At 58.6% G+C, this 12,216-nt stretch carries 11 protein-coding genes; 9 read left to right on the top strand and 2 right to left on the bottom strand.

The annotated features are described in order from the left end of the window. The first annotated feature begins 88 nt into the window (after positions 1-88). Positions 89-514 (top strand): S-layer homology domain-containing protein, encoded by a 426-nt coding sequence (locus LBW89_RS03670; protein WP_225038510.1) that lies wholly within the window; start codon positions 89-91, stop codon positions 512-514. Between the two features lie 576 nt (positions 515-1,090). On the opposite strand, the gene LBW89_RS03665 is transcribed toward LBW89_RS03670, so the two are convergent. Beyond that, entirely contained in the window at positions 1,091-2,080 is a 990-nt protein-coding gene (locus tag LBW89_RS03665; RefSeq protein WP_225038509.1) for a dimethylarginine dimethylaminohydrolase family protein, read from the bottom strand. A gap of 410 nt (positions 2,081-2,490) precedes the next feature. Between LBW89_RS03665 and LBW89_RS03660 the strand changes: the two genes are divergently transcribed. Beyond that, entirely contained in the window at positions 2,491-3,792 is a 1,302-nt protein-coding gene (locus tag LBW89_RS03660) for a GntP family permease (protein ID WP_148455080.1), read from the top strand. A gap of 21 nt (positions 3,793-3,813) precedes the next feature. Further along, a complete protein-coding gene (locus tag LBW89_RS03655; RefSeq protein ID WP_225038508.1) occupies positions 3,814-4,950 on the top strand; it encodes a glycerate kinase in 1,137 nt (378 codons plus the stop codon). 43 nt (positions 4,951-4,993) lie between these two features. On the opposite strand, the gene LBW89_RS03650 is transcribed toward LBW89_RS03655, so the two are convergent. Next, positions 4,994-6,028, bottom strand: a complete 1,035-nt coding sequence (locus tag LBW89_RS03650; protein WP_225038507.1) for a CdaR family transcriptional regulator — start codon at positions 6,026-6,028, stop codon at positions 4,994-4,996. 281 nt (positions 6,029-6,309) lie between these two features. On the opposite strand from LBW89_RS03650, the gene LBW89_RS03645 reads away from it, so the two are divergent. The 6 genes from LBW89_RS03645 (at position 6,310) to LBW89_RS03620 (ending at position 11,694) form a co-directional block, all read left to right on the top strand. Continuing rightward, entirely contained in the window at positions 6,310-7,038 is a 729-nt protein-coding gene (locus LBW89_RS03645) for an amino acid ABC transporter ATP-binding protein (protein WP_225038672.1), read from the top strand. 74 nt (positions 7,039-7,112) lie between these two features. Then, a complete protein-coding gene (locus LBW89_RS03640; RefSeq protein ID WP_225038506.1) occupies positions 7,113-7,916 on the top strand; it encodes a glutamate ABC transporter substrate-binding protein in 804 nt (267 codons plus the stop codon). A 91-nt stretch (positions 7,917-8,007) separates the two neighbouring features. Continuing rightward, positions 8,008-8,658: an amino acid ABC transporter permease gene (locus LBW89_RS03635; protein WP_148455090.1), complete on the top strand. Its 651-nt coding sequence runs from the start codon at positions 8,008-8,010 to the stop codon at positions 8,656-8,658. Between the two features lie 28 nt (positions 8,659-8,686). After that, entirely contained in the window at positions 8,687-9,337 is a 651-nt protein-coding gene (locus LBW89_RS03630) for an amino acid ABC transporter permease (RefSeq protein ID WP_148455092.1), read from the top strand. 92 nt (positions 9,338-9,429) lie between these two features. Continuing rightward, complete coding sequence (locus LBW89_RS03625; protein ID WP_225038505.1) at positions 9,430-10,719, top strand: ATP-binding protein; 1,290 nt, start codon at positions 9,430-9,432, stop codon at positions 10,717-10,719. Positions 10,720-10,722: 3 nt separating this feature from the next. Beyond that, a complete protein-coding gene (locus LBW89_RS03620; RefSeq protein ID WP_225038504.1) occupies positions 10,723-11,694 on the top strand; it encodes a response regulator in 972 nt (323 codons plus the stop codon). Positions 11,695-12,216 lie beyond the last annotated feature (522 nt).

Below are 12,216 nucleotides of genomic sequence, written 5' to 3'. Positions count from 1 at the left end.
ACCAGTCAGCGGGAGCCGCTTCAATAACAGGCGGACGAAACGACGGCTTTAGCTTGACACCATTTTACATATGACGACAAACATTTTGATGAAATCAAAAGTTTGGTTAAAGAGGGCAGTGCCCGTTACCTTGGCGGGTGGTTCCATCCTGCTGTCCAAGGGAATCGAGCTGTACCAGCTTCCCAAAATCAAGCAGCTTGTGGATTCGGGGAAATACTTCGACCCGGGCCAGGCCTTGACCCGCGCCGAACTGGCCGCCATGCTGGCCGGGCGCTCCCGGCCGACGGCGGGCCGGTGCCGGCTGCGACCGGCGCCGGCGGAAATGCGGCCGACGCCGGCGGATGCGGCCGACGCGGCGAGCATCCCGGCCTGGGCGGCGCCATCCGTCAAGGCGGCCCTCGGGACGGGCCTGTTGACGGGCGATCCGGACGGCCGCTTCCGTCCGGATCAGGCGGTGACCGGCGCCGAAGCCGCCGTGGCGGTCTACCGGCTGCTGGAGGGCCTAAACCGGTAAGCGGCGTGGCTTACCGGTATTTAAACCCATGAAGGTTTCCTTAGGACATGTAGTTAATGTCTTAAGGAAACCTTTTTCGCTTGGGGGCGGACACCCGGGAGTGAGAATTCCTGCAAATCTGCAGGTTTTTCTCTGGCTGGAAGCCCGGTCTGGGCAAATTCCTGCAAATCTGCAGGCTTTTTAAGCGAAATCGCCCCGTTGGGTCCAAATCGCTAAAAATTCCTGCATTTTTGCATTTATTTCGCTTCGGGCCCTCCAAGAGGGGAAAAATTCCTGCACATTTGCATCTTTTTGCTCGACCGTATGGACACGTCTTCACCTCGCCAGCCTACCCGCCCGACCAGACCAGCCTAACGAATCTGACCAACCCGCTCAACCTGACTAGCCTAACGAACCTGATCAACCCGCCCGATCAACCCGCTCAACTCGCCCAACCTCCCCTACATCCCTTTACATCCCCCTATCTACTTACTCTACCTTACCTATCCTACCTAATCTTACCTACCTACTTCCCCCACCTTACCCACCCTTCATCTCGGTTGCCCGCCTAACCGGCATGATCACGCCGGATCGGCTCTACTCCACGGCCGCCCGGATCAGCGGCAGGGTGCAGCAGTGAATGCCGCCGCCCATTTTGGTGATCTCGGACACCTCCACCGGGATGACCTCGATGCCGTGCCGCGACAGCAGGTCCATCGTGTAGGCGCCGTCGGCGGAAAACAGCAGCTTGCCGGGCGAGAGAGCCAGCGCATTGATCGTGAGCGAGGGGTCCCGCGGGTCGACATGGAACAGCTCGATGTGCCGCCGATTCAGCTCGTGCAGGAACCAATAGGGCAGGAGCGAGATATTCACCAGCGCCTTGTTCCGGTCGATCATCAAAAAGGCCTCGTCGAGATGGATGATCGAAGCCGGCAGGTCGACCGTAAGCAGCTCGATCTCCTGCAGCGCCAAAATCTGCCGAAGCTGGTGGATGCCTTCGGGATTCACGCGCTCCGAACGGCCGATTACGGCGGTACGCCGGTCCAGCATGATGAAGCTCCCGCCCTCGGCGAAGCCGTGCCCCTGAACGCTCCCGAGGAGCGGCATGCCTATCCGGCTGAGGGTTTGCGCGGCCAGGCGGGTCTCGCCGTAGCGGATATATAACGCGAAGCGGGATAGCACCACCCCGCCGGGGATGACCATTCCGAGATCCCGGGTAAACATGGCTTCCGGCCAGGCATCCGCGGGACCCTCCAGGGGAACGACCCGGACGCCTTCTTTTTCCAGGGCCGAGGTTAATCCGTCATGCTGGCGCTGAAGGAGGTCCAGGTTCGGTGGGCCCCCGCTGCCGTCCTGGCTCCCCCTGCCCCGGATCCGATTCAGCAGGAGCGGCCCGGACTCGATCCGTCCGGCCGCCCCGTGCAGTTTCAAAACTTCTTCGCCCGGGCGGTGCATGAGGATCCGATCGATTCGCCCGACCGGATTATCCGTACCCCAAGGCTGCCCCCAGATCGACGCCAGGAGTTTACGGTCGTGGAACGGTTCTTTCACCAACTTGCGCGACATTACCGGAAAAGGGGATGACATGGGCAGGACTCCTTTGGCACAAAATGGACGAGGCAGGGTCTTCTAATCATCAGCTTTCCCGCCAACCCGAAAATATAACAGGGAAGATGGCCGGGGCTAAAGGGCCGGGTGAGGCTGGTGCAATGCGATCGTCAAATTTGGAGCGTGAAAATATTATGACTTGTGCATATGCACAAAATTATTCAGAGTTTCATCAATTGTTCTAAGGCGGCGATGCTCTTATACTGAAAGCGTATCCAAATGAAAGGGCTTCACGACGATAGATGAAAGGGGTTGCAAAACGAAGCGCATAGAGACGGCATGCATGAATTCGGCAACCAGCACATGTGAAACTTACCACAAGAACCAATAGAGAAGCCGGAAATAGCGAAAACCGGATAAAAGAACAAAAACGGCAAGGAGGAACTATCATGGCAACCGCAATTGAGATTAGCTGGATTGGCGCGTTGATCGGTTTGGCGCTGGCCATTATATTGATTTTGTTAAAGCTCGCACCCACGTATTCGTTGATTTTGGGGGCGATTGTAGGCGCTTTTATCGGCGGGGCGGACTTTGCGGAAGCCGTCGGCATCCTGATTTCCGGAACCCAAAGCGTGATGGGCACGGTCGTCCGGATCATCGCGGCCGGCGTGTTCGCAGGGGTGATGATGGAGTCGGGGGCGGCGGAGACGATCGCCAAGGTCATCGTGGACAAGCTGGGGGGAACGAAAGCCATGCTGTCGCTGGCCTTGGCCACGATGATCATTACCGCCGTCGGGGTCTTTATTCCCGTAGCGGTGCTGATCGTCGCCCCGATCGCTCTGTCGGTCGGTCATAAAATGGGTTATTCCAAAGTGGCCATGCTGGTCGCTTTATCGGGTGGCGGCAAGGCGGGGAACATCATTTCCCCGAACCCGAACACGATTGCGGCGGCCGGCGGCTTCAAGCTGGATGTGAACCAGGTCATGATCGGCGGATTGGTCCCGGCGCTCTTCGGAGTGGCCGTGGCGGTCATTTTGGCCTCCGTGATGAAATATAAAGGAACCAAGGTGACGGATGCCGAAGTGGCCGAGCTGGAAAAAGCGAATGCAGCGCAGCTGCCCGCTTTGTCAAAAGCTTTGGTCGCCCCGCTCATCGCGATCGTGCTGCTCATGATCAGTCCGATCGGCTCGATGCTGGGGATCGACGCTCTCGCTTCCTTAAAAATCGATTCCTTGTTCATTCTCCCCTTTGCGGGGATCATCGGAACGTTGGCATTGGGCAAGCGCACTAAAATTTTGGACTACTGCGGGGCCGGTTTGAACCGGATGACTCCCACGATTCTGATCATCATCGGCGCCGGAGCCATCGGCGGCCTGATTACCGCTTCGACCCTGCCGGCACAAGTGGTGGCGCTTGTCGAATCCTCGGGAATTTCGGGCACCTTCCTGGCTCCGATCGCCGGCGTACTGATGGCTGCGGCCACCGCGTCGACGTCCACCGGCGTCATTTTGGCGACAGGATCGTTCTCGCACGCGATTTTGAATACCGGCGTAGCGCCTCTATCGGCCGCGGTCATGACCCATGCCGGGGCGACGGTCATCGACCATCTGCCGCACGGCACGTACTTCCACGTGACCCGGGGCGCGATGAACATGAGCATGAAAGACAGAATGAAGGTCGCCCTTTACGAAAGTATGGTCGGTTTGACGATGACGATTGTAGCGGTTGTGCTTTACGGATTTATGATATAAAAAGACAAGGGAGTGGACGCGATGGGAACCAAATTTGTACTGGCACCGGATTCGTTTAAAGAGAGCATGACGGCAAAAGAAGTGTGCGAGGCGATGGAAACGGGGATCAAAAGAGCGATTCCCGACGCGGAGTGCATCCATGTCCCCATGGCGGACGGCGGAGAAGGCACCGTCCAGTCTCTGATCGACGCTACCGGCGGCACCTTGATTCACAAAGAAGTGACCGGCCCGCTCGGTACCCCGGTGCTTGCGCAATACGGCATTTTGGGCGACGGAAAGACAGGGGTCATTGAGATGGCGTCCGCCAGCGGCATTCACCATGTGACCAAGGAGACGAAAAACCCGCTGATCACGACCACCTACGGGACAGGAGAACTCATTCGGGATTGCCTCGAAAGAGGCATTACGGAAATTATCCTCGGCATCGGCGGAAGCGCTACGAACGATGGCGGCACGGGGATGGCGGCGGCGCTCGGGTACCGGTTTCTGGACAAATCCGGCGAGGAACTGCCGCTCGGCGGGGGATTCCTGGGCGAACTGGAACGCATCGATGCGTCCGGGGTGCTTCAGGGACTCCAGGACCTTCGCATTCTGGTCGCTTCCGATGTAACGAACCCGCTTTGCGGGGAACGCGGCGCCTCGGTGGTGTTCGGTCCGCAAAAAGGAGCCACCCCGAAAATGGTGGAGGTCCTTGACCGGAATTTGTGGCATTACAGCCGAATCGTCAAAGAGCAGCTCGGAATCGAGGTGGCGGACGTTCCCGGAGCGGGGGCCGCAGGCGGGCTGGGGGCCGGGCTTCTCGCTTTCACCAAGGCCACGATGAAGAAAGGCATCGAAATCATGATCGAATATACCGGCTTGAAAGAAAAACTCCGGCAGGCGGACTACTGCTTTACGGGCGAGGGCGGCATCGACTTCCAAACCAAGTTCGGCAAAGCGCCTTACGGTGTGGCCCAGGCCGCCAAAAGCGTGAATCCCCGGCTGAAGGTGATCGCCCTGGCCGGGTATGTGGGTCAAGATGTGGAGACGTTGTACGAGGAAGGGTTTGACGCCATTTTCGGCATCGTGCCCGGAGCCTCCGATCTCGAAAGCCTGCTTGCGCGAGGCCAAGAAAATGTGGCCCGTACGGCGGAAAGCATCGCCCGCTTGTTAAAATAGAACTCATAAAAAAGGACGTCCACCGAATCCGGCGGACGTCCTATTATTTTGCCCGGTAAACCAGCATAAACAACAGCTCCACAAGCTCCAGCAGATTCTTCGGATCTTTCCCCGTTGTTTTGTGGATCCGGCTTAACCGGTAATTCAGCGTATTGCGGTGGATGATGAGCCGGTTTGCCGTTTCGTTGGCATTCAGGTTGCACTGGAGGTAGACCTGGAGCGTTCGGATCAGCTCTTCGTTCTTCTCGAGCAAATGAGCGAGCCTTTCGGCTTTGGGGTCGTTCTTCTGCTTTTGCAGCTTCGCCATATCCGCGATGAATTCGCACTCGGCATAGGCCAGTCTTTTTCGCTGAAAAAAGACCCCCTTCAGCACGCGCATCGCCGCCCTCGCCTGGCTGTACCCGGCTGCGACCGTCTCGTTGCGGTGGCTGACGGTCATAAACGCCTCCGGATACAAGTCCGCGATCCGTTCCTGAAGCGCCTCCACCGGTCGATCCTCCTGTATGACGAGGCAGAGCGAGTGGCCGGACGGCTTGAACGAAGCGAGCTCGGCGACCGGCTCTTCGGCCATTTCATCCGGCGCTTCCATATATATGACCCGGGAAGGCTTCGCCAGCTGGATCCCGTATACCAGGGCCTGTTCCGCCAGTTCCTTGGTATAGGCGGTCTCCGGGTCGGTGATGACCCGAAAAAACTCCTGCTTGAGGGCGTTTTTCAGGGTTTCCCGCTCGAGGGCCATACTCTGCTCGATGAGCAGGATCACCGCGGAACGCAAAAGATTCCCGAACGGCCTCGTTTCCGCGACCTCGCCGCTGATTCCCACCACGCCGACAATGCGGCCGTTCAATTCGATCGGCAGGTTGATGCCTTTTTTGACGAATCGCTCGTCCTTCGTAATATCGACGCCTTTCTTTTGCCGAATCGCCTCTACCGCTCCATGATGCAGGGTGCCGATCCGTTCCTTGTTCCCGCTGCCGATGATCCTGCCCGTATGATCCATAATGTTGATGTTATACGGAATGTCCTTCATCATCCTGTCCACAATGTTTTGAGCCTGAACCGGCGTTAATTCATACATCGCTTCGTCCCCTTCGTAATTTCCCTGGTTCGATTGTAAACATGCGGCCCGAACTTTTCAATGAACCGTGCCGGGGAGACATAAACCTCCCATAAGGCGTTATTGCCAGCGCTTTCTCCTCGACTTATCACCCTCATAATAAACGGTTATCACAATTTTTAACGGATTTTTCCGTAGGATGGCGTAGGATTCCGTAGTCGTTCCTGTACGGTGGGTTTACTACGTAACAAATCATAACATCGGTCCAGGCAGTGACGGATTTTAGAAGGGAGGGACTCAAACTGATCCAATTTCATCAGGTAGAGAAGCACTACGGGCACTTTCACGTGCTAAAAAACATCAATTTGTCCGTGGAAGAAGGGGAAGTGGTTGTGGTCGTGGGCCCCTCCGGCTCGGGAAAAAGCACGATGCTGCGCTGCATCAACCGGCTGGAGACGATTACGAGCGGCCTGCTGACGGTAAACGGGGTACAGATCCATGACCGAAAGATCGACATCAATCGCGTCAGACGGGATATCGGTATGGTATTTCAGCATTTTAACCTGTACCCCCATAAGAAAGTCATCGATAACATCACCCTGGCACCGATCAAAGTGCTGGGCCTGTCCAAGGCGGAGGCGGCCGATACGGCGATGTATTACCTGGAGAAGGTAGGCATCGCCGACAAAGCGAACGCCTATCCGTCCCAGCTTTCCGGCGGTCAGCAGCAGCGGGTGGCGATCGCCCGGGGACTGGCGATGAAGCCGAAGATCATGCTGTTCGACGAGCCGACTTCGGCGCTCGATCCGGAGATGGTCGGCGAGGTGCTGGACGTGATGAAGGCGCTGGCGCGCGAGGGAATGACGATGGTCGTCGTGACCCATGAAATGGGCTTCGCCCGCGAGGTGGCGGACCGGGTCGTCTTCATGGACCAGGGGCAAATCCTCGAGGAGAGCGAGCCGGGGGCGTTTTTCGACTGGCCGCAGGAAGAGCGGCTGAAGACGTTCCTCGGCCGGCTGCTGAGCCACTAGAATCGGGGCTTTGCCCCCCGGCGGCGGAGTTTGCAGGCGGAGACGCTATTTTGATGATAAAGGAGAGGGAATTCATGAAAAAACATTGGAAAATGATCTCGCTCGGCCTGGCGACGTGCTTGATGATGACCGTTCTGGCCGGTTGCGGCGGCAAAAAGGAAGAAGGCGGGCTCGCCGCCATTAAAGAGCGGGGCAAGCTGGTTGTCGGGGTGAAGTTCGACACCAAGCTGTTCGGTCTGAAAGACCCGTCCTCCGGGAATGTGGAGGGATTCGACATCGACATCTCCAAGGAGCTGGCCAAGCGGATTTTGGGCGACGCAAGCAAGGTGGAGTTTAAGGAAGTGACGTCCAAGACGCGGATTCCGATGCTCAATAACGGGGAAATCGACATGGTGGTGGCCACGATGACGATCACCGAGGAGCGGAAGAAGGAAGTGGATTTTTCGGACGTGTATTTTCAAGCCGGACAGTCGCTGCTGGTGAAGAAGGGGAGCCCGATCCGGGGGATTGAGGACGTGACCGCGGAAACCAAGGTAATGAGCTCCAAGGGCGCCACCTCCGTGAAAAATATCAAGGAAAAGGTGCCCGGCGTCACGGTTCTGGAATTCGACAATTACCAGGATGCCTTCAGCGCGCTGAAAGCGGGGCAGGGCGATGCGCTTACGACGGACGACGCGATTCTGTACGGCATGGCGGCTCAGGATCCGAATTTTGAGGTCGTCGGGAAACCGTTCACCGATGAGCCGTACGGGATTGCCTTCCGCAAGGGCAACGCCGAACTGGTGCAAGCGGTCAATGACGCGCTGAAAGCGATGCGGGAGAGCGGAGAGTACGATGCGATTTACGAGAAGTGGATCGGGAAGAAGCCTGCGGAATAGGCAAATTCTAACGAAAGGATGGGCGGGAGCGGGGTGGCCGGGATTTATTCGGAGCCATCCTTCCCTTTCCATCCGGGGGGTGAGGGCATCGATGGATTTTACCGTGTTGACCGAAAATATGGAGCCGTTTCTGCGCGGCTTTCTCAATACGATTTGGGCCAGCCTGCTCGGTTTGGCCGGAAGCTTCGTACTCGGCGTCATCATCGCCGTATTCCGGATCACGCGGCTTCGTCCGCTGGTCTGGTTCGGAACGGGGTACGTGGAGTTTTTTCGCAATATTCCGCTGCTCTTGGTCGTGTTCCTGTTCTATTTGGGACTACCCTCATTGGGCGTGACCTTAAGCGGCTTTGCGGCGGGAACGCTGGGACTGGCCGTGTACACGTCCGCTTTTATAGCGGAGGCGATCCGGGCGGGGATTTTGGCGGTGCCTGCCGGTCAGACGGAAGCGGCCCGTTCCTCGGGGCTCGGCTACGTGCAGACGATGGTCCATGTCGTTTTGCCCCAGGCGATCAAGCTGGTCATTCCGCCGCTCAGCAACCAGTTTATCAACCTGGTCAAAAACTCTTCCGTCCTGAGCATCGTCGCCGGGTTCGATCTGATGTATTACGGCGACGTGGTCGCCACGGAGACGTTCGACACGATCAATACGTACTTGTTCGTCGCGATGTTTTACCTGATCATCACGCTGCCGCTTAGTTACGGCTCCCGAGTGCTGGAACGGAAGCTGGCCAGGCATGATTAAGCGTTTATGAAGAGAGGAGGGGAAACGCATGGATTTTGCCGGAGCGTATTCGGGTGAATTTTTGGTATTTCTGTTGGACGGCCTGTGGATGACCTTGAAAATCGCGCTGATCTCCATCGTGCTTAGCTTCACCTTCGGCTGCCTGATCGGGATCGTCAGGTATGCGCGGGTGCCGGTACTGTCGCCCGTCCTGGCGGTGCTGGTCGAGCTGCTGCGGAACTTGCCGCTGCTGCTGATCATCCTGTTCAGCCGGTTCGCGCTGCCGGACCTCGGGCTTCAGCTCGGACCGGAAGGCGCGGCGATCGCGGCCCTGACGGTGTTCGAGATGGCGATGATCTCCGAAGTGGTCCGCGGCGGGCTGAACTCGATCCCCAAAGGGCAGATTGAAGCCGCCCGTTCCTCAGGGCTGAGCGGGGTGCAGACGCTGCGCCATATCGTCCTTCCGCAGGGCCTGCGGCGGATGGTACCGCCTCTCGTGAGCCAGTTTATTTCCCTGCTCAAGGACACCTCGCTCGCCACGGCGATCGCCCTGGCGGAGCTGATGCACAACGCCCAGATTATTATCGGGCACAGCTACAATTATGCGATACCGGTGCTGCTCCTTTGCGCGGTCATTTATTTTATCGTCAATTACGTCTTGTCCCTGCTGTCCCGGCGGCTGGAGAACAAGATGGTTTAACCCCGCCATTACACCCGATGTCAGAGTGCTTATTGAAAAAAATCGGGAGTATGCTAGTATAGTTCCAACGTAACGGCGGGGGATGAGAACCGATGATGACGGGGCCTTTTTTTCGCCATCGGGCAGGCCGGATGCTCCTGGTGGCTGCGGGTACGGCGATCGCCGGCGAATTTAAAATCAATCCGTTTGACGGCGATATTTTTCGTATTGCCTTGGGGAGCAGCGCTTTCCTCCTGTTCCTCCTCCTTCTCCGCGACCTCCCTTGCCTGAAGACCGGCATGGCGACGGGGGCCGTCGTCCTGCTGTTTCGCGTGGCGCTGGATGTGCTCTGGCCGAATCACGCTCCCCCGCTTCAAAGCTTCTGCAACCATATTTCCGCGGCCGTGTATTATATCGCCTTCGGGGCGGCTTTATCCTTCGTGCGCCGGCTGGACCGCGTCCATCCGCTGTTGCTGGGCGGCGCGGCGGCCTGCGCCGATTTTATTTCCAATGAAGCGGAACTGCTGACCCGCATGCTCGTCCTCGGCACGTCTTCCTTCCACTTGAGCGAGTGGGCGTACCTGTCCCTGATCGCCGTGCTCCGAACGTATTTCGCGACCGGCATCTACAGCAGTATGGCGATTTACCGGATGCGCGCCGTCCAGGCGGAGCAGCAGCGGCGGATCGACCAGATGCTTGGCTTCGGCTCGGGGCTGTATGGCGAGGTATTTTACCTGCGCAAATCTGTTGACACGGTGGAGCGGCTGACGGCGGAAAGCTACGGGCTGTACCGCGATTTAAAACAGGACGGCCGGACCGCGCACGCCAGGCGGCTGCTGGATATCACGCAGCAGATTCACGAGGTGAAGAAGGATTCGCAGCGCATTCTGGCCGGGCTGCTGAAGCTGTCCGAGCAGGAGGACGCCGCAGCCGACATGCGGCTTGCGCAGATGGCCGATTTTTTGCTCAAAAGCAACGCCGAGTATGCCCGGATGCTGGGCAAGGAAATCAGTTTCGAGCAAATGGTGACGGCCAACTACCGGACAAACCGGTACATTCCGCTGCTTACGCTGCTCAACAACCTGTTGGCGAACGCGGTGGAGGCGATCGAAGAACGCGGAACGGTGGGGCTGCGGATTTTTGAGGCGGAGGGCCGGACCTGGATCGTGGTGCAGGATAACGGACGAGGCTTTGAAGAGGGAGACAGGGATCTCCTCTTTGAGCCGGGCTTCACCACGAAATTCGATGAGGAGGGCGCCGCGGCCACCGGCATCGGATTGTCGCATGTCCGGGATATCGTAAATGCTTTTGGCGGACGGATTGAAGTGAGAGCACCGGTCGCGGGACCGGGAGCGGTATTTGAAGTCGCGATTCCAACGATCACGATCAAGAGAGGGGATTGAACGATGGCGCTTTCCTTTTGCATTGTGGACGATGACCGGGGGACCCGGCGCATGCTTCAGCATATCATCGAGGGGAGCCGGCTCGGCGAGGTCGTGGGCATGGCCGCAGGCGGCGCGGAAGGCACCCGTATGATTCTGGAGCAGTCGCCCGACGTCGTGCTGATGGATCTGCTGATGCCCGATCAGGACGGCATCGAAACGATCTCCCTGCTCCAAAGCCGGGGCTGCGGGGCAAGGTATGTCATGATTTCGCAAATTGAAAATCAGGACATGGTAGGGCGCGCGTACCGGACGGGAATCGAGTTCTTCATCCGCAAGCCGATCAACCGGATCGAGGTTGAAGCGGTGCTGCGGAAAGTATCGGAGCGCTGGACGGTGAACCGCTCCCTGACGGAAATCCGCTCCGCGCTGGCGAAGCTGGAGGGAATGCAGCGAGTGATGGCGGCGTTGGACGGGGTGGGAATGCCCGGCGTGCCGGAAACCGGAGAGGCGGCCGGCCCTGCCCCGCCGGCAAACCCCGCCGCTGCCCGCAAAACCGTCAAGGACGCCGTGCAGCCCATTCTGATGAGCATGGGTATGATCGGCGAGAGCGGGAGCCGCGACATCATCGCGATTCTGGAATGGCTGATGGAGGGGCCCCGGACGGGATTTCCGCCGCTGCGGGAGATCTACCTGGCCGTGGCCGGTACCGGCGGAACTCGGGAGCCGGCCGACCCCGAGAAGGAGATCAAGGCGATCGAGCAGCGCCTGCGCCGCGCCCTGACCGTCGGGATCGGGCATCTGGCTTCCCTTGGGTTGACCGATTACGGCCACCCGAAGTTCGAATACTATGCGCCGCTCTATTTTGATTTTGCGGAGGTGCGCCAAAAGATGAAAGACCTGGAGCACGGGCGCGCGGGCGGCAAAGTGAAGGTGAACATCAAGAAGTTCCTGCAGGTGCTGTACCTGGAGGTCCAGGAGCAGCTGCGGGAGTGAAGGGGCCTCGGGCGAGGCTGCCGGTGGGGCGGGGGCCACAGCCCCGCCCTGGGGCAGGGCCGGAGGGGCTGACGGGGTGCAGCCGGCGGCGTGCCCGGCGGGTCACTGCCGGTGGCGTGCTCCCGGGGAGCCAGTCCCGTCAGCCCACTTGCGGCAGCCCGCACCCGCCCTGGGGCAGGGCTGTTTGGTGGCGCACCGGTGGCCCACTTGCGGCACCCCGTCCCCGCCCGTCATGCCCGGCTGTCCATCCCGCGCTCCTTTGGACGCGGGTAGGGGAATAGCGGCCATAAGGGGCGCTATTTTGTCGAATTCGGCTCATTTGTGAGAAATAGCGGTCATTAAAGGCCTTATTTTTGGGGAAACCGGGCTAAACCCTGATTTTTGGGCCCGATTCACATTAAACTTGCAAAAACCTTAACATCAGTTAGTCGTAATGAGTTGAACTAATGATGGAGGGATAGAGGCAGCCGGGTGAAATGTTCTTCCGATCGCTGTTGCTCCCGGATTTCTTGATGAATTAAA

This window comes from Paenibacillus sp. alder61, from assembly GCF_020179875.1.
GTDB lineage: Bacteria > Bacillota > Bacilli > Paenibacillales > Paenibacillaceae > Fontibacillus > Fontibacillus faecis.
This window is presented reverse-complemented; position numbering and strand designations above follow the sequence as displayed.